Here is an 18,030-nt window from a genome sequence, read left to right on the forward strand (position 1 = left end):
TGACCTATCGTCGCCCCGATGGTTTTGGAGTTTTGACAAGCGCATTCAATCTCGTTACTCAGCATTAAGTCCTAAATTTTTGGGTAGAGAAAAAATGGCTGACGGGCGAGGCGCGGGTATATCCTGCGGAGGGCAGATGACAACAAACAAGATTTTGTGGCGCACACGATCATTTCTTTTTCTTACTGCGGCAATGGGTTTACTGGCTTTGCCGCATGCAGCACAGGCGCAAAACTTTACCATCAACTCCTTCGAGGTTGAGGGCAACCGGCGTATCGAGACCGGCACAATCATCCAACGGACGGGAATCGAACCCGGGCAGACGGTTTCGGCCGGTCAGTTGAATGATGCGTATCAGCGTGTGCTTGACAGTGGTGTTTTTGAAACAGTCGAATTGACACCTCGAGGCACGACTCTGGTGATCGAGGTGCAGGAATACCCGACGATCAACCAGATCAGCATCGAAGGGAATCGCCGCGTCAAAGATGACCTTCTACTTGATGTGATCTCGTCCGAGCCGCGCCGTGTTTTCACTCCGCAGGCAGCCGAGGCGGACGCCGATCTGATTGCCGAAGTCTATTCCGCCCAAGGCCGGGTATCGGCAACTGTGATCCCGCGCGTCATCCGCCGAAACGACAACCGCGTCGATCTGGTGTTTGAAGTTGCAGAAGGCACCACGATTGAGGTTGAACGCGTCAGTTTCGTCGGCAACCGTGCCTTCTCGGACCGTCGTTTGCGTCGCGTGCTTGAGACCAAACAGGCGACCTTCCTGCGGACGTTCTTCCGCAACGATACGTTCATCGGGGACCGGATCGAATTCGACAAGCAGGTCATTCGGGATTTCTACCTGTCACGAGGTTATGTCGACTTCCGTGTGAACAGTGCCAATGTTGAATTCACCCGCGAGCGGGACGCTTTTTTCCTAGTCATGAACATCACCGAAGGGCAGAAGTTCTCGTTCGGCAAAATCACGACCGTAAGCGAGATCCCAGGTGTCGATCCTTCGATCTATCAGGATGCTCTGAAGATCAAGCCGGGCGTGACCTATTCGCCGACCCTGATCGAGAACTCGATTGCACGTCAGGAACGGCTGGGTGTGAAGCAGGGCGTGGATTTCCTGCGGGTCGAACCGCGCGTCACGCGCAACCCGCGTGATCTGACGCTGGACGTGGAATTCGTCCTCAGCCGTGGGCCGCGGATTTTCGTGGAGCGTATTGATATTGAGGGCAACACAACCACGCTGGATCGGGTGATCCGTCGTCAGTTCGACACCGTGGAAGGCGACCCGTTTAACCCACGCGAAATTCGTCAGGCGGCTGAGCGGATCAACGCCCTGGGCTTCTTTGCCAACGCCGAGGTCGAGCCGCGCGAAGGATCCTCGCCCAGCCAGGTGATACTGGATGTGGATGTCGAGGAACAACCTACCGGCTCGTTGAGCCTTGGTGGTAGCTACTCGGTCTCGGATGGCTTCGGTGTCGCCATCGGTCTGAATGAATCGAACTTTCTGGGCCGGGGGCAGAACCTTGGTCTGACCATCTCGACTGCTCAGGACTCCGAGCAATACTCGCTGAGCTTTACTGAGCCTTACCTATTGGGCCGCAAACTACGTTTTGATCTGGGCCTGGGTATCGCGACCACGAACTCCAGCTTTGCCAGCTATGATACGGACCGCGTGTTTTTTAACCCACAGCTGACTTATTCGATCGGCGAGCTGTCGGCCTTGCGCGTGCGTTACGGCTGGGAACGCTCGGAAATGACCCAGCAGGACAACGAGGCGAACGGTGCGGTCATCACATCGGAGATCGCGCAGGGTGAGCGGGTCAACAGCAGCTTTGGCCTGACCTATGTCTATGACAGCCGTATCGGCGGCCTGAACCCGAATGCGGGTGTCCTGTTCGAACTTGGCTTCGATGCAGCCGGTTTGGGTGGCGACAACAAGTACTTCAAGACCACGGCGCGCACGATCGCGCAAACCCGTGTATGGAACGAAGAGGTCGTTCTGCGCGCGACACTTGAGGCTGGTGCGCTTCACTGGTCGGGGAATGACTTCAGCCGTACCATCGACCGTTTCGTTTTGGGGCCGAACACCTTCCGCGGGTTTGAACCGGCCGGTCTTGGCCCGCGTGATCTGTCCAACGGGCAGGACGACGCTATCGGAGGCAACTACTACTGGGTGGCGCGGTTCGAAAGCGACTTCCCATTGGGGCTGCCGGAAGAACTGGGTCTGCGGGGCGGTTTGTTCTACGACGTCGGCAACCTTTACAACATCAATGACGTAAACACCGCAGGTGCAAATATTGTGGGTGCGGATGGCTCCATTCGTCACGTCATCGGTGTGTCGGTTCTGTGGGAAACACCGTTCGGCCCGCTGCGTTTCAACTTCTCGAAAGCGTTGAAGAAGGAAGACTTCGACAAGGAACAGAATTTCGACCTGACCGTTCAGGCTCGGTTCTGATCCGGCATGCGGTTGCGAATATCTAGACGCGCATGGGGCCCGGTTCGGGCCCTTTGCCTTTTGCTGGGCCTTGTACTTGCGTCCCAAACAGCGGCGCAGCAATTGGGCGTGCGTGATCCGCTGGTCCTGACCATCTCAAGCGACCGATTGTTTGCGGATTCGGCGTTCGGCCAGCGCGTGTTACGCGAGATCGAATCCGAGGGTGCTCAGCTCGCGGAAGAGAATGAGCGGATCGTTGCGGAACTCAGCAGCGAAGAGAAAGACCTGACTCAGAAACGCGCCGAGCTGGCCCCAGAGGATTTCCGCCCTCTTGCGCAGGCCTTCGACGAAAAGGTGCAATCGCATCGCGAAGGCCAGCGCGCCAAACTGGACGCTTTGGCCCGGCGTAGCGAAGAAAGCCGCCAAACGTTTTACGCCTTGGCGCAGCCCGTTCTAATCGAACTGATGCGCGAAACAGGGGCCGCCGTCGTGCTGGAACGCGCAAATGTATTCCTTAGCGCCGACACCTCCGACATCACGGATGATGCGATTGCCCGCATCAATGCCGCAATTGGCGATGGAACCGGCCTGCAGGACGGCACAGGCGAATAGGTTCGCTTGCCCTCAGGGGCGGGTATTGCTAACCACGCGGAAACTGACACATCCAAATAACGGGACGAGTGAACGATGACGACGGAAACCAAAAGCGCCGACATTCAGCTGATTCAGCGGATATTGCCGCATCGCTATCCGTTTCTGCTGGTCGACAAGGTGGTCGACATCGACGGCTATCAATCGGCCCGTGGCATCAAGAATGTCACCATGAACGAGCCTCATTTCCAGGGCCACTTCCCCGGAACGCCGATAATGCCGGGTGTCACCATTGTCGAGGCGATGGCGCAGACCTCGGGCGTGATGCTGGGCGTCGGCATGGATGTCATTGATACCGAGCTTCTGATCTATTTCATGAGCATCGACAAATGCAAATTCCGCCGCAAAGTGGTGCCGGGTGACGTGCTGGAGATGCATGTCGAAACCCTGCGCGGCAAGAAGGGCGGCAAGCTGTTCAAGTTCAACGGACGCGCCACCGTTGACGGTGAGGTCGCAGCCGAAGCCGAATTCTCGGCCTATGTCGATTGGGACATGGAAAAAACAACATGAGCGGCATTCACCCAAGCGCAATCATCGAAGACGGTGCGCAGATTGGTCAGGACTGCGTGATTGGTCCGTTTTGCTACGTGGGTCCTCAGGTCAAACTGGGCGACCGGGTCGAGCTGAAGACGCATGTGGTCGTCACAGGTGATACCACGGTCGGCGACGATACTGTCATCTTCAACTTCTCAGTGATCGGTGAGATCCCGCAGGATCTGAAATTCGGGGGCGAGAATACGCGGCTTGAGATCGGCCAGCGCAACCGCATCCGCGAGCATGTGACCATCAACACGGGCACCGAAGGCGGTGGTGGTGTGACTCGGATTGGCGACGATTGCCTGTTTATGGCCGGAGTTCACGTGGCCCATGACGTTCAGATCGGCAACCGCGTGATCATGGTGAACCACGCGGGCGCGGCGGGGCATTGTATCGTCGAAGATGATGTGATCGTCGGCGGCATCTCGGGCCTGCACCAATGGGTCCGCGTCGGTCGCGGCGCTATCATCGGCGCGCTGACCATGGTTCCGAATGACGTTATTCCCTACGGTCTGGTGCAAGCGCCGCGTGGCAAGTTGGACGGGTTGAACCTTGTTGGCCTGAAACGTCGCGGTGTATCGCGTGAGGATATCTCGGCTCTGCGGGCGGCGTTCAAGGAACTGTCCGGCGGCGAGGGGACTTTTCAGGAACGCGCCCATCGCGCAGGCAAGGACACCGACAGCGAATATGTTCAACGCATTGTCGAGTTCGTCACCGGTCAATCAGATCGCTCGTTCCTGACGCCGAGGAAATAACCAAATGCTGGCTTTGATCGCAGGAACGGGTGTTCTGCCGGACGCTGTCGTGGACGCTCTGCCAGACCGTCCGTTGGTCTGCGCGATGGAGGGGTTCGAACCTGAGAGCCTGTCTGTAGACGTCGTTTTCCGTCTGGAGCAGCTCGGCAGCTTTCTCGCAGATCTCAAGGTGCGCGGCGTGACGCAGATCTGCATGGCGGGTGCGGTGCAGCGGCCAAAGGTCGATCCCACGCGGATTGATGCCGCAACGATGCCTTTGGTGCCGATCATTCAAAAGGCGATGATGTCGGGTGATGATGGCGCTTTGCGCGCTGTGATCGGTATCTTTGAGGATGCGGGCCTGGCCGTCAAAGCCGCGCATGAGATCGCGCCTGACCTGCTGCCTCCGCTGGGATGTCTGACCGAGGCGCATCCGTCCGAGGCCGATCTGGGAGATGCGGATCGTGCCGCAGGTATTCTGCGCGCAATGGGCAGCGCAGATATTGGTCAGGCCTGTGCCGTCTCCAAAGGGCAGGCTCTGGCGGTTGAGAGCATTTTTGGCACTGCGTGGATGTTGCAATCGTTGACCCAGCGGCCTGATGCGGGCGGCGGGGTTCTGTTCAAAGGCCCAAAACCCGATCAGGATCGCCGTGTTGATCTGCCTGCAATCGGTCCGGAGACCGTCACTGATGCGGTGGCCGCCGGTCTGACGGGTATTGTGATCGAAAAAGGCGGCGTGATGGTGCTGCGGCGGGATCATGTCATCGCCGAGTGCAACCGCCTTGGCCTGTTCCTCTATGTGCGCGAGCGGGCTGTCTGATGCGCGTTTTTCTGGTCGCCGGAGAACCTTCGGGCGATCGGCTGGGCGGCGCGTTGATGGAGGGCCTAAAGGCGCTGGTCCCTGACGTCGCGTTTGACGGGGTTGGCGGGCCGCTGATGCAGGCTCAGGGCCTGAACAGCCGCTTTCCCATGTCCGAACTCAGCGTCATGGGGTTGGTCGAAGTTCTGCCCAAGTTCTTCCACCTCAAACGCCGGATTGCCGAGACTGCGCAGGCTGTGTTGGACACCCAACCAGATGTTCTGATCACCATCGACAGTCCGGATTTCTCATTGCGTGTGGCCAAACTGGTCAAGGCGAGCAGCGACATTCGCACTGTTCACTATGTCGCCCCCAGCGTCTGGGCCTGGCGTCCGGGTCGTGCCGACAAGATGGCCAAGGTGATCGATCACGTTCTGGCTCTGCTTCCTTTCGAGCCGCCCTACATGGAACGCGCCGGAATGGAGTGCGATTTTGTCGGACACCCGGTGGCAAGCGAATCGCAGGCGACGGAGGTGGAGATCAAGGCCTTCCGAGACACCTATGATCTGGGGGATGCGCCGCTTTTGCTGGCCCTGCCGGGGTCGCGTCGGGGCGAGGTCGACCGGCTTGCCCCTGTCTTCGGCGAGGCGCTTTCCCTCTACCTGAAAACCCGCCCCGAAACACGGGTTGTTGTGCCAACGGTGGCCCATATGGTCGACACGGTGACGGATCATTTGCGCAGTTGGCCCGGATCGCCTGTGGTGGTTGATCCGGGTGATCTGCCCTCGGATCAGGCGGTGGCGCAAAAGCGGGCGGCCTTTGCGGCGGCGGATCTGGCATTGGCCGCGTCAGGGACTGTGTCACTGGAACTGGCGGCGCAGGCTACGCCGATGGTGATTGCCTATAACCTCAACTGGCTGACAACTCTGATCGCAAAGCGGATGGTGCATCTGGACACGGTGACTCTGGTCAATCTTGTCTCGGATACGCGGACAGTGCCCGAGTGTCTGCTGGACGATTGCCAGCCCGACCAGATCGCCGAAGCCCTGGCACAGGTCGCCGCGAACCCGGAGGCCCAGCGGGAGGCCATGACGCTTACAATGGATCGTCTGGGCCGCGGCGGTGAGGCACCGGGCCTGCGCGCCGCCAAGGCCGTTTTGGCGCGGATGACCAACGCTGATGCTTGAGTATCTGCTCTTTTCGATTTCGGCCGGGGTTGTGATGGTCTCGACCAATCTCGACAACCTGGCCGTGTTGTTGGGGCTGATGCTGGTGATGGATCACCGCCGCTCGCTTATGGGGTTTGCCGTCGCGCATGGACTTGTCTTGTGCCTGTCCTTGGCCGTGGCAACAGGCCTAAGCCAGAGCGGCTTGCCAGAGTGGATCGGGTATCTTGGGATCGTTCCGCTAGCGCTTGGCCTGCGCGGTATCTGGCAGCAGATTTCAGGCGTTGAGCAGACAGACGACACGCCAAAGGGCGCTGTGACCTCGGTCGTGACCCTGTTTCTCAGCCTGTCGGTCGATACATTCGCCGTGATGACGCCCTTGCTGGCAGATTCCAGTCCTGCGTTCCGGCTGGCGGCTCTGATTGGCGCGGCTTGTGCTTCGGCAAGTTTGGCAGCCGTTGCTGCCTGGGGTGCGCCTCATGCGCAGAAACTAGGCCCACGCGTCACTCGGCTCGAAAGGATCGCGCCTTATATCATGGTCTGCGTCGGGCTCTACATCCTGCTAAACTCGCCGACCGATATACTCTGATCTGTGTCGGTGTTGTGAACGAAGCGGCGTTGCAGTTTGACCTGCAGCTTGCGATACCCTGCGGCAGAAGGAGAACCTCGATGATCCGTATTCCCGCCTTGACCGACGATGACATGACACCGGCCGCGCGTGCGGCGCATGCGGAATTGGGCGCATATGGGCCGTTCGACAATTGGGCGCGGGTGGCGGCGCATTGCCCTCCGGTTCTGGAACATGTCAGCGGGATGCTCACCACTTTGCGCGCGCAGGCAACCCTTCCGCGCCGTGCGTTGGAGCTGGCGATGGTCACGGTTTCCAAACTGAATGCCTGTGACTATTGCGTGTCGCATCACACGCCCTTGCTGACTGTGGCGGGTCTCAGCGCGGAAGGCGTAGCGCGGTTACCGAAGGTCGAAGATCACCCCGAGCTGGACGCCTGTGACAAGGCGGTGGTCCGCTATGCCGAGGCGGTGACCACCCGGTCAGGCCGGATGCGCGATGCTGAGGTCTCGGACCTGAAAGAGTGGTTCACCGAGGCGCAGATCGTTGAGCTGACATGGCGCATTGCCCTTTGCGGCGCGTTCAACCGGTTCAACGACGCCCTTCAGATCCAGATCGAACCTGAGGTTACGCCGGTCTCGGCCTAGCCTTTCGCGTTTTTGCCCGAGGCGCGAATACCCTGCCAGGCCTACGGCCTTGTCGGGCCATTCGTGCCGCAGGATGAACTTAGTGAAACCCGAAACGCATCAGTAACCGCGCCAAATCCAGCCGCCACCAAAAATGCGGCTGCTGTTTGGGTCGTAGAACACGCAGGCCTGACCGGGCGAAATGCCTTCCTCGGGTGTCAGCAGTTCGACCTCGGCTGTGGTTTCAGATAATGGTCGAACGATCGCCTCGCGCGGGGGGCGGGTCGAGCGAACCTTGACCGAAACATGCCATTCGTCGCGTGACGTGAAGGGTTCATCGCCCAGCCAGTTGATCTCGCGCACGGGAACGGTTCGCGTGGCTAGCATCTCTTTCGGGCCGACGACGACCCGCTTCTTGTCGACATCGAGCTTCACCACATATAGCGGCTCACTCAAGCCTCCGATACCAAGCCCGCGGCGCTGACCGATCGTGTAGTGGATCACGCCGTTGTGCTTAGCCAAAACGCGGCCATCGGCATGGACAATCTCACCGGGTTCGGCGGCACCGGGGCGCAGCTTTTCGATGACGCTGGCATAATTACCGTTGGGAACAAAGCAGATGTCCTGACTGTCGGGCTTGTCCGCCACCGCCAGCCCGTATTGCGCTGCCATTTCGCGGGTCGCATCCTTCGAGGGCAGGTGGCCCAGAGGGAAGCGCAGGAAATCCAGCTGCTCGGGCGTGGTCGAGAACAGGAAATAAGACTGATCGCGGTTCGCATCCTCGGCGCTGTGCAGCTCCGGCCCGTTGGGTCCCATCTTCCGCTGGATGTAGTGCCCGGTCGCCATGCAATCAGCTTCTAGGTCTTTGGCCGTTTCCAGCAGGTCTTTGAACTTCACCCGCTCATTGCAGCGAATGCAGGGCACAGGTGTCGCGCCCGCCAGATAACTGTCGGCGAATTCGTCAATCACCGCGTCCTTGAAGATGTTCTCATAGTCCAGAACGTAGTGCGGGAAACCACGCTCTTCGGCCACACGGCGCGCGTCGTGGATATCGATCCCAGCACAGCACGCGCCTTTTTTGGCCAGCGCCGCACCGTGGTCATACAGCTGCAACGTGACGCCCACGACATCATAGCCCTGATCCGCCAGATACGCGGCCACGACGGAGCTGTCGACACCGCCCGACATAGCAACCACCACCCGCGTTTCCGAGGGCGGTTTGGCAAAGCCAAGCGAATTGAGTTGGGTCTCGGCGGCGAGGGCCATGGCGATTCCAGTCCGGGTTAAGAAAGACCGGCAGAATATATGAAAATTCTAGACACTCTCAAGGGGCGGTTTCACGCGGCATTAAGTAGGCTGGTGTCAGCTTTGTCGCAGCAGAAAAGGGTTGAGAGATGTATTTGCACAAAGTTGAAGGTCCGCGGTCTGTAACCCTGCCGGATGGCACGATTTTGTCGCAGGCCGATCTGCCGCCGCCGGACACGCGGCGTTGGGTGGCGTCGCGTAAGATCCTTGTCGTGCGCGGGGTGTTGTATGGCCTGATCACCTTGTCCGAGGCCAAGAAACGCTACGGCATCAGCGATGAGGAATTCAACATCTGGGTCTCTGCCGTGGCAGAGCATGGCGTTGATGCTCTGAAAGTTACCGCGCTAAAAAATTATCGACAACCTAAAGGCGAAAGTGAATAAATGATTCAACGGTAACGCAAGATTAACCATTCTTGGTCAGGTGTATTTTTAATTGGAAGTTTTGACCCGAATTGGAGCAGTGAAATGAGAATACTTCTTGTCGAGGATGATCCTACCACGTCCAAAAGCATTGAATTGATGCTGACGCATGCCAATCTGAATGTGTATGCGACGGACCTTGGGGAAGAAGGGATCGACCTAGCGAAACTCTATGATTACGATCTCATTCTCTTGGACCTGAACCTGCCGGATATGAACGGCCATGAGGTTTTGCGCCAACTGCGTATCGCTCGGGTGGAAACGCCGATTTTGATCCTGTCCGGTGCCGATGACACCGAAAGCAAAATCAAGGGATTCGGGTTTGGGGCAGACGATTATCTGACCAAACCGTTCCACCGCGAAGAACTTGTGGCCCGTATTCACGCCATCATTCGCCGCTCAAAGGGCCATTCGCAATCAGTGATTCATACCGGTCGGGTGGCGGTCAATCTGGATGCGAAAACTGTCGAGGTTGATGGTCAGACGGTGCATCTGACCGGCAAGGAATACCAGATGCTCGAACTGTTGAGCTTGCGAAAGGGCACAACCCTTACGAAAGAGATGTTCCTCAACCACCTCTATGGCGGCATGGACGAACCTGAATTGAAGATCATCGACGTGTTTATTTGCAAGCTGCGCAAGAAGCTGAGCAACGCGACAGGCGGTGACAACTACATCGAAACCGTATGGGGACGCGGCTATGTGTTGCGGGATCCGCAAAGCAACTCCCTCAATGAGACGCGGATGGCGGTCAACGCCTGACGTTCGAAGACACTTGCCCCCTATGGTCCAGAGGGTCGCATTTCCACTCACGGCTCAGCACGTCTGGACCTAGCCATGACCTCGCCCTATCACTGAGGTCCAGAATAAAGTGACAGGGCGAGGCCATGAGCAATTCCATCTCGATAGCAGACCTGACAGAGGATGAGGCACGCGCCGAACTCGCGCGTCTTGCAGACCTGCTGTCGCGGGCCAACAGGCTGTATCACGGGGAAGACGCGCCCGAGATTTCGGATGCCGAATACGATGCGCTGAAACGGCGAAATGTCGAAATAGAAGAGAAGTTTCCGTATCTAAAACGCTCTGACAGTCCAAGTGATCAAGTTGGCGCGCGGCCAGCGGACGGGTTCTCCAAAGTCACGCATGCACAGCGCATGATGTCTTTGGGCAATGCCTTTGACGATGAGGATGTCGCGGATTTTGACCGCTCGATTCGGAAGTATTTGGGCCTGTCTGCAGATGCGCCTTTGGCCTATACAGCTGAGCCCAAGATCGATGGGCTTTCATTGTCCCTGCGGTATGAGCAGGGAAAACTGGTCCAAGCCGCCACACGGGGCGATGGAGAAGTGGGAGAGAACGTGACGGCGAATGCCCGAACGATCTCTGATATTCCGCACACAATCGAAGGAGCCCCCGATATTCTAGAAGTGCGTGGTGAGGTCTACATGTCTCACGCGGATTTCGAAGCGCTTAATGAACGTCAGGCCCAAGCTGGTGGCAAACCCTTTGCCAACCCCAGAAACGCTGCGGCCGGTTCGTTGCGACAGCTGGATGCCGAAATCACCCGCGCGCGACCGCTGAAGTTCTTTGCCTACGCGTGGGGAGAGCTGTCAGCCCCTCTGGCTGAGACGCAAGATGGGGCGATTGAGCGTCTGAAAAGCTATGGGTTCTCGACCAATCCGCTGACACGTTTGTGCAAGACAACTCAGGACATGTTGGCGCATTACCGGTCGATCGAAGAACAACGCGCGACGCTGGGCTATGACATCGACGGCGTGGTTTACAAGGTGGATGATCTTAGGCTGCAAGCCCGTCTCGGGTTTCGATCAACGACGCCCAGATGGGCCATCGCGCATAAATTCCCTGCCGAGTTGGCCTGGACCCGGCTTGAGGAGATTGACATTCAGGTCGGTCGCACCGGCGCGCTCAGCCCTGTTGCGCGTTTGCATCCGGTCACAGTTGGCGGAGTTGTGGTTTCGAATGCAACGCTGCACAACGAAGACTATATCGCCGGGCGCGATGCCAAGGGGGGCACCATCCGGGATGGAAAGGACATCCGCGAGGGGGATTGGGTACAGGTCTACCGCGCCGGGGATGTGATCCCCAAAATCGCCGATGTCGACCTGTCGAAACGGCCTGAAGATGCGGTTCCTTATGAGTTCCCGCGCACGTGTGGGAAGTGTGGAAGTGCGGCGGTGCGCGAAGAAGGTGACGCGGTGCGGCGCTGTACGGGCGGTATGATCTGCCCGGCGCAAGCCGTTGAGAAGTTAAAGCATTTCGTGTCTCGTAAAGCCTTCGATATCGAAGGCTTGGGCGCAAAACAGATCGAGATGTTCTATGAAGATCCCGTCCTGCCGATCAAAACGCCTGCCGATATCTTCAATCTGCAAGAGCGGGACTCAAGTGCTCTGTCCCGTTTGAAAAATCGCGAAGGATGGGGGGACACCTCGGCCAGTAATCTGTTTGCAGCCATTGATGAGAAACGGACCATTCCCTTTGCGCGCTTGCTGTTTGGTCTTGGCATCCGCCATGTAGGTGAGGTCGTCGCACGAGATCTTGCGCTGCACTACCGCGACTGGGAGGCAATGTCCCAAGCGGTCGATTCCGCGCGCCCGGCGGCGCTTGCGTATCGCGCCGCGGATCAAGCGGAAGAGGCTGAACGGTTGGCCGCCGCCTCTGACGGGCGTCGGGCGCGGATCAAGGAAAGCCGAACCGCCGCCATCGCGGAATTGTCCGTGCCCGAGGATGCCTCGGCCGCGTGGTCGGATTTGATTGCGGTTGACGGGATCGGCGCGACGGTTGGTTTGGCTCTGTCCGACGCCTTCGCCAATGTAGAGGAGCGACAGGCGTTTGATGCGCTCAAGGCGCATTTGACTGTCGTGCCACCTGATGCGCCGGCCTCAGAAAGCCCGGTGGCGGGCAAGACGGTAGTTTTCACCGGCACGCTGGAAAAGATGACACGCGCCGAAGCCAAGGCGCGGGCCGAGGCGTTGGGGGCCAAAGTTTCAGGCTCGGTCAGTAAGAAGACCGATATACTGGTTGCAGGGCCGGGCGCTGGTTCGAAGGCCAAAAAGGCGGCAGAGCTGGGGATCGAAACCCTGGATGAGGATGGCTGGTTGCAGCTGATCGACGGCGCATGAGCGGACGGCCAGAATCCTTGTTTCCCCTGTTTGCTGGGGTCGAAACCTTGGAGGGCGTCGGCCCGAAGACCGCTCAGGCGATGGCGCAGGCCGGGATGGAAAGCCCGCGAGACGTTCTTTTTGGCTTGCCCTATGCCGTGATTGATCGACGCAGGCGCGACACGATCCAAGGGGTTGATTTACCGTCGACGCTGACGGTTGAGGTGACGGTCGGCCCGCATCGCCCATCTCGGAACAGGGGCGGTGCGTATCGGGTCCATGTCGAGGACAGTCAGGCCGATTTCCAACTGGTGTTCTTTCACGCGCGTGGCGACTACCTGAAGAAAGTCCTGCCGGAGGGATCGCGCCGTGTGATCTCGGGCAAGTTGGAGCTGTTCGACGGCATGGCGCAGATGGTGCATCCCGATCATATGCTGCCCGTAGATCAAGCCTCGGAAATACCGGAGTTTGAGCCGGTCTATCATCTGACGCAGGGGATCACGCAGAAGACCATGTTCAAGGCCGTCCGCAGCGCTTTGACGCGCGCACCGGTCTTGGCCGAATGGGCTGATCCGGCGCAGATCAGCAGTCAAAACTGGCCCTCATGGCACGCGGCAATTCAGGCCGCACACAACCCTCAAGGCGCGGATGACGTAGCTTCATTCGCCCCGGCGCGCGAGCGTTTGGCCTATGATGAGCTGCTGGCGCATCAGTTGACGCTGGCTCTGGCGCGGCAACGGGAACGCAAAGCACGCGGGATTGTCAGTGTTGGCTCGGGCAAGTTGCAATCGAAGGTTCTGGCGAGCCTGCCTTATCGGCCAACTGGTGCGCAGACACGGGCGATAGATGAAATCGTGGGCGATATGGCCTCGGAATCGCGCATGAACCGGTTGCTTCAGGGTGACGTGGGCGCAGGCAAAACGCTGGTGGCGTTCATGGCTCTGCTGGTCGCGGTGGAGGCCGGGGGGCAGGGGGTCATGATGGCTCCGACCGAGATTCTGGCACGCCAGCATCTTGAGGGGTTGCGTCCCTTGGCGGAAGAGGCCGGCGTTGTGTTGGAAATCCTGACCGGACGCGACAAGGGGGCAGAGCGGCGGGCCAAGCTTGCCGCTTTGGAGGCTGGCGATATCCAGATACTTGTGGGCACCCATGCGGTGTTCCAAAATGATGTGGCGTTCAAGGCCTTGCGTCTGGCGATTGTCGACGAACAGCATCGCTTTGGCGTGCGCCAGCGGATGGAGCTGTCGGAAAAAGGGCGGGGTGCTGATGTTTTGGTCATGACGGCCACGCCGATCCCGCGCAGTCTAGCCCTGGCGCAATATGGCGATATGGATGTCTCGGTTCTGGATGAAAAGCCGCCGGGGCGAAAACCGATCAAGACCGCGATTGTCAGCACAGGGCGGATGGAAGAAGTCGTCGCCCATCTGCGCCGCGCCATTGAGGAAGGGCGGCAGTGTTACTGGGTCTGTCCGCTTGTCGATGAGTCCGAGGTGTCCGACCTAACGGCGGCGGAAGAGCGGTTCAAGCGCCTGCGCGCTATCTTGGGAGAGGGCACCGTTGGTCTGGTCCACGGTCAAATGCCGCCTGCCGAAAAAGATGCCGCCATGACCGCGTTCCAGACAAGTGGAACCAAGGTTCTGGTGGCGACGACCGTGATCGAGGTGGGCGTGAACGTCCCCAATGCCTCGATCATGGTGATCGAACGGGCTGAGATTTTCGGTCTGGCTCAACTGCACCAATTACGCGGACGCGTTGGCCGAGGGGATGCGGATTCGACCTGTTTGCTGATGTATCAGGCGCCTCTCAGTGAGGGTGGCCGCAAACGGTTGGAGGTTCTGCGTGAGACCGAGGACGGCTTTCGCATTTCTGAGACTGACCTACAGATGCGTGGTGCGGGCGATCTGATTGGCACGGCCCAGTCGGGCCTGCCCAAGTTTCGCATTGCGGATCTGGAACGGCAGGCCGGATTGATGGCCGTTGCCCAAACTGATGCACGAGCCTTGCTGAATACCGATCCCAAATTGACCACAGATAGAGGCAAAGCTGCGCGTGTTCTGCTTTGGCTGATGAAACAGGATCAAGCGATCCGTTTGATTTCAGTGGGTTAGTAACGAAGTATCCATAAAGTTCGCAAATGTTCTCAAAAAGTTCTTTACCGACTCGGGGAAATATGAGAACAAAAGGTCAACAAAGGATTAAATCCCTGACCCGGAGGTGACCCATGCTGACCCAGATCAAGACCGTATTCACGCGCTCGCACTCGACCATCCTGCAAGATGCTGCGGGTGTTGCGTCTCTGGTCGTTATGCTGATGGTGGCTCTTCACCTTCCGGTTGGTTTCTAACCCTTTTTTGCCTGCGATCTCGTGCCGAATAGCCCGCGCCTGTCATCCCCAGTGAAATCAAGGGTGACCTGCCTGTCCCAAACCCCTTGAGGGGCCATGCCTCGGCCCCGCGCGGTGTCCCGGACCCCACACGAGAAACGCATTGCCTGCCGCCGCCCTTCCCGCCCGGAAGGAGCGGCGGTTTTTTTATAGCTGACCGGTTTTGATGATTTCCAACATGGCCGACAGAACGGAATTCACCGCGACCGAGGCCAGGATCATCCCCATCACCCGGCTGATGATTGCCGCGCCGGAATGGCCGATCAGGCGTATGATCGGTTCAGCCAACAGCATCAGAATAAAGGCGATAAGCACGACCGACAGCATGACTAGCGCAGTAATCCCTTGGTCGGCGGCGCTGTAGCGGTGGTTGTCGGTCAGGATCACGATCGCTAGCATCGCACCGGGTGACGCTAGGGATGGTACAGCCAGAGGGAAGATCGCTGGGTTGTGCTTATGGACCTTATCTTCCTTGTCGTCTTCGGCGGCGCGTTGTTCGATCTCCTGTTTACTTTCGCCAAAGATCATTGTCAGCGCGAACAGGAACAGGATGATCCCTCCGGCAACCTGGAACGAGTTCAACCCGATATCCAGCGCCTCGATCAGCAATTGTCCGAAGACGAGGAAAAACAGAAGCACGCCAGCACTGATCAACGACGCGAGCATCGCCGTTTTGCGCCGTGCAGCGGCTTCGAGGCCCGCAGTGACGGCGATGAAAACAGGGATTGTTCCGATCGGGTCAATGACAACCCACAACGTCACGAAGTGTTCGAGAAGGTTGTTCAAGCCCATTCCTCCACCGAAGTTTGGGTGAAATTAAACAGGTTTAGGCCAAAACACCAAGCTTAGGCGCAGTTCGACTGTTCGGCCTGTTCCATTGCCTCGGCCGTTGCCTCAAGCGCCAGCATGATTGAGGCATGGCGGTTTTTGTATTCACGGGCGGGGATCAGAACCTCAAGCCCGTCAAACGGGGCATCCGGGGCAGGGCCATCCTTTTTTAGCATGGTCTTCAGCTGATCTCGGGCGGTTTCAACTTGCGCCCGCGTGGCACCAACCACTGCATCGCCAACTACCGAAGCAGCGGCCTGTCCCAAGGCGCAGGCTTTGACGTCCTGCCCGAAATCGCTGACGCGACCGTCTTTCATCGTCACGTCGACGGTTACGGTCGACCCGCAAAGGGGCGAGCGTTTCTTGACCGTCGCATCGGGTTGATCCAGCCGATCCAGATGCGGGATATCAGCCGCCAGCGCCAGAATGCGTCCGGAGTACAGCTTTATCAGGTCGTTCTCGCCGCTCATGGCTTTCCCTCGTTCCGTGTTCCCCATACATAGTGGTCAGCCCTCGGGATGCAAAAGGTTTTTGTCATGTCTGACACAGTCACGTTCGATCCATCTGATCTGAAATATAATGAAGTCGGGTTGATCCCCGCAATTGCGCAGGATCACGCCTCGGGTGAGGTGTTGATGATGGCCTGGATGAACCAGCAAGCGGTTGAGCGCACGTTGGAGACGCGGCGCGTCACCTATTGGTCGCGCTCGCGCCAGGCGTTCTGGATCAAGGGCGAGACGTCCGGGCATATTCAGGAGCTGGTCGATTTCCGCTTTGATTGCGACCGGGATTGCATCTTGGTCGTGATCCGTCAGACCGGCGCGGCGTGTCATACCAACCGCCGGTCGTGCTTCTACACGGCCGTGCGCGACGGAGAAGAAGTCGAGTTGATGAAACCGATGGAGTGAGTGGCGCAGATGTCGTTACATTCGGTCTGAGTATCTTTGAAGCGACAAAGCGGGGTCAGAGGTCGACCATGGCGCGGATGTCCTGAGAGGTTGCGCCTTCGACCCTGTATTTTGCGATGGCGCGGGCGTCGTCTCGTTTGGCAAGGCGCTTCCCGCTCGGATCGCGGATCAAGCGGTGATGCAAGTATTCGGGCGTGGGTAGGCCCAGCAGAGCCTGCAGCAGGGTGTGGATACGCGTTGCTTCAAACAGGTCCTGACCGCGAATGACATGGGTCACACCCTGCGCCGCATCGTCGAGGACGACAGACAGGTGGTAAGAGGTGCCCATACCTCGGCGGGAAAGGACGACGTCACCAATCGTTGTTTCCAATTCGGTTTTGTCGAAGGAAATCCGTCCGGTTTCCCCATTTGGGCCAGTGCCCAGTTCGAGAAAACTGCCGGTCCCATGTGGCAGAACGGATTGTGCCGCCATAGCCATATCAAGTCTCAGCGGCGTGTCTTTAGGCCGTTCCACGCTGTTTCGGCTGGCTTTATGCCGACAGGTGCCGGGATAGATGATCCCATCCGGCCCGTGCAGAGGTGCCCCTTCCTGCGGGGCGCTGGCCGCCGCGGCGATATCTTTGCGAATGCAGGTGCAGGGGTACAAAAGACCTTTCGACCATAGGGTATCGAGGGCCTGTTCATAGATTTGGATGCGCTCAGATTGCCTCAGAACCGGTGTCGGCCAGCTGAGGCCCAGCCATTCGAGATCTACGTAGATCTGTTCTTCCCACTGTGGTCGTGCGCGGGATTGGTCGATATCCTCGATCCGCAGCAGGAATGTGCCTCCTTCAGAGGCAGCCATGTCACTGGCCAACATTGCAGAATAGGCGTGGCCTAGATGCAAGGGACCTGTTGGAGAAGGCGCAAAGCGGGTCTTAAAAGTCACGTCTTTTCGAGTACATACACGTCAGATTTCATGTCCATTCCAGGCAGATGTGGCCCGTATTCCTTAAACAGCAGGCGCGCGGCCCCCATGTCGAGCCAGTCGTTCAGGCGTGTGGTGTAAGAGTGGTCGGCAAGTGTATGATCGTTAAAAGAGAACGCCAAAAGACCCTCCTTAGGCAGCGCGTGCATGAGGAGGTCCAGAGTTTCAGGCGGTGCTGCTCCGGCGCCGATCACTCCGATGGCTGAAATGGTTGAGTAAGCACCGTGTTCGATGGGTTCGGGTTCAGAGATGTCAAAGCCGATCAGCGCCCGATAGACGTTCTTGGCTTTGGCTTCTTCAAGCATATTGGGCGTGGGGTCCATTCCGTCGATCACTTCAAACCCGACTGAGCGCAGCGCAACACCAGACAAGCCCGTTCCACAGCCATAGTCGAGAATGGGTGTTTGTGTTTCGGGCCTCTTGGACCACAGCGCCTTGGCAACCCGACCCGGCGTGGCATAACCCTGTTCTGCGACAGAATCCTCATAGGTTGCGGCCCATTTCTGGTAGTGCGCTTGGGTGTCCTGCGGAGATTTCGATCCGTATGTGTCCTTGAAAAACTTGTCACTCATAACCGCATGTT

19 protein-coding genes are annotated in these 18,030 nt (G+C 58.5%); 14 read left to right on the top strand and 5 right to left on the bottom strand.

All coding sequences use genetic code 11. The annotated features are described in order from the left end of the window. Nucleotides 1-136 precede the first annotated feature (136 nt). The 8 genes from bamA to ACR0IP_RS02520 all read left to right on the top strand — a co-directional run bounded on the left by bamA (nt 137) and on the right by ACR0IP_RS02520 (nt 7,536). A complete protein-coding gene (bamA, locus tag ACR0IP_RS02485) occupies nt 137-2,455 on the top strand; it encodes an outer membrane protein assembly factor BamA (RefSeq protein ID WP_480523596.1) in 2,319 nt (772 codons plus the stop codon). A gap of 108 nt (nt 2,456-2,563) precedes the next feature. Further along, nucleotides 2,564-3,046, top strand: coding sequence for an OmpH/Skp family outer membrane protein (locus ACR0IP_RS02490; protein ID WP_480523598.1), 483 nt, complete (start codon nt 2,564-2,566; stop codon nt 3,044-3,046). Nucleotides 3,047-3,121: 75 nt separating this feature from the next. Beyond that, complete coding sequence (gene fabZ, locus ACR0IP_RS02495; RefSeq protein ID WP_170373767.1) at nt 3,122-3,595, top strand: 3-hydroxyacyl-ACP dehydratase FabZ; 474 nt, start codon at nt 3,122-3,124, stop codon at nt 3,593-3,595. Then, a complete protein-coding gene (gene lpxA, locus ACR0IP_RS02500; RefSeq protein WP_480523600.1) occupies nt 3,592-4,377 on the top strand; it encodes an acyl-ACP--UDP-N-acetylglucosamine O-acyltransferase in 786 nt (261 codons plus the stop codon). The genes fabZ and lpxA overlap by 4 nt, the downstream gene beginning before the upstream one ends. A 4-nt stretch (nt 4,378-4,381) precedes the next feature. After that, nucleotides 4,382-5,176 carry a UDP-2,3-diacylglucosamine diphosphatase LpxI domain-containing protein gene (locus tag ACR0IP_RS02505; protein ID WP_170688692.1) on the top strand — a complete coding sequence of 265 codons (795 nt, stop codon included), beginning with the start codon at nt 4,382-4,384 and terminating at the stop codon, nt 5,174-5,176. Next, nucleotides 5,176-6,342: a lipid-A-disaccharide synthase gene (gene lpxB / locus ACR0IP_RS02510; protein ID WP_480523601.1), complete on the top strand. Its 1,167-nt coding sequence runs from the start codon at nt 5,176-5,178 to the stop codon at nt 6,340-6,342. Before ACR0IP_RS02505 ends, lpxB begins: the two co-directional genes overlap by 1 nt. Further along, the gene (locus tag ACR0IP_RS02515) at nt 6,335-6,910 is read left to right on the top strand and encodes a hypothetical protein (protein WP_480523603.1); all 576 of its coding nucleotides are present in this window, start codon (nt 6,335-6,337) and stop codon (nt 6,908-6,910) included. The genes lpxB and ACR0IP_RS02515 overlap by 8 nt, the downstream gene beginning before the upstream one ends. A gap of 80 nt (nt 6,911-6,990) precedes the next feature. Beyond that, the gene (locus ACR0IP_RS02520) at nt 6,991-7,536 is read left to right on the top strand and encodes a carboxymuconolactone decarboxylase family protein (protein WP_480523605.1); all 546 of its coding nucleotides are present in this window, start codon (nt 6,991-6,993) and stop codon (nt 7,534-7,536) included. Nucleotides 7,537-7,635: 99 nt separating this feature from the next. Here the strand turns inward: ACR0IP_RS02520 and mnmA are convergent, their stop codons facing one another. Further along, the gene (mnmA, locus tag ACR0IP_RS02525; protein ID WP_480523606.1) at nt 7,636-8,781 is read right to left on the bottom strand and encodes a tRNA 2-thiouridine(34) synthase MnmA; all 1,146 of its coding nucleotides are present in this window, start codon (nt 8,779-8,781) and stop codon (nt 7,636-7,638) included. Nucleotides 8,782-8,909: 128 nt separating this feature from the next. Here mnmA and sciP point away from each other — a divergent pair, with 128 nt between their 5' ends. From sciP to ACR0IP_RS02550, 5 genes are all read left to right on the top strand, one after another. Then, on the top strand, nt 8,910-9,203 hold the full coding sequence (sciP, locus tag ACR0IP_RS02530; protein ID WP_170688687.1) for a CtrA inhibitor SciP: 294 nt from the start codon (nt 8,910-8,912) through the stop codon (nt 9,201-9,203). An 84-nt stretch (nt 9,204-9,287) separates the two neighbouring features. Beyond that, on the top strand, nt 9,288-10,004 hold the full coding sequence (gene ctrA / locus ACR0IP_RS02535) for a response regulator transcription factor CtrA (protein ID WP_170373759.1): 717 nt from the start codon (nt 9,288-9,290) through the stop codon (nt 10,002-10,004). Between the two features lie 125 nt (nt 10,005-10,129). Then, a complete protein-coding gene (gene ligA / locus ACR0IP_RS02540; protein WP_170373758.1) occupies nt 10,130-12,382 on the top strand; it encodes an NAD-dependent DNA ligase LigA in 2,253 nt (750 codons plus the stop codon). Further along, on the top strand, nt 12,379-14,469 hold the full coding sequence (recG, locus tag ACR0IP_RS02545; protein WP_480523609.1) for an ATP-dependent DNA helicase RecG: 2,091 nt from the start codon (nt 12,379-12,381) through the stop codon (nt 14,467-14,469). Before ligA ends, recG begins: the two co-directional genes overlap by 4 nt. A gap of 113 nt (nt 14,470-14,582) precedes the next feature. After that, nucleotides 14,583-14,705: a hypothetical protein gene (locus ACR0IP_RS02550; protein WP_419737977.1), complete on the top strand. Its 123-nt coding sequence runs from the start codon at nt 14,583-14,585 to the stop codon at nt 14,703-14,705. 186 nt (nt 14,706-14,891) lie between these two features. Here the strand turns inward: ACR0IP_RS02550 and ACR0IP_RS02555 are convergent, their stop codons facing one another. Next, on the bottom strand, nt 14,892-15,530 hold the full coding sequence (locus ACR0IP_RS02555) for a MarC family protein (protein ID WP_170373756.1): 639 nt from the start codon (nt 15,528-15,530) through the stop codon (nt 14,892-14,894). A gap of 59 nt (nt 15,531-15,589) precedes the next feature. Further along, on the bottom strand, nt 15,590-16,042 hold the full coding sequence (locus tag ACR0IP_RS02560) for an iron-sulfur cluster assembly scaffold protein (RefSeq protein ID WP_170373755.1): 453 nt from the start codon (nt 16,040-16,042) through the stop codon (nt 15,590-15,592). Between the two features lie 48 nt (nt 16,043-16,090). On the opposite strand from ACR0IP_RS02560, the gene hisI reads away from it, so the two are divergent. After that, nucleotides 16,091-16,480: a phosphoribosyl-AMP cyclohydrolase gene (hisI, locus tag ACR0IP_RS02565; RefSeq protein WP_170373754.1), complete on the top strand. Its 390-nt coding sequence runs from the start codon at nt 16,091-16,093 to the stop codon at nt 16,478-16,480. Between the two features lie 55 nt (nt 16,481-16,535). On the opposite strand, the gene gluQRS is transcribed toward hisI, so the two are convergent. Both gluQRS and ACR0IP_RS02575 read right to left on the bottom strand, forming a co-directional pair. Beyond that, nucleotides 16,536-17,408 (bottom strand): tRNA glutamyl-Q(34) synthetase GluQRS, encoded by an 873-nt coding sequence (gluQRS, locus tag ACR0IP_RS02570; RefSeq protein ID WP_480523612.1) that lies wholly within the window; start codon nt 17,406-17,408, stop codon nt 16,536-16,538. Next, entirely contained in the window at nt 17,405-18,019 is a 615-nt protein-coding gene (locus tag ACR0IP_RS02575; RefSeq protein WP_480523614.1) for a class I SAM-dependent DNA methyltransferase, read from the bottom strand. The genes gluQRS and ACR0IP_RS02575 overlap by 4 nt, the downstream gene beginning before the upstream one ends. Nucleotides 18,020-18,030: the final 11 nt, after the last annotated feature.

The organism is Ruegeria sp. AL11, from assembly GCF_056540865.1.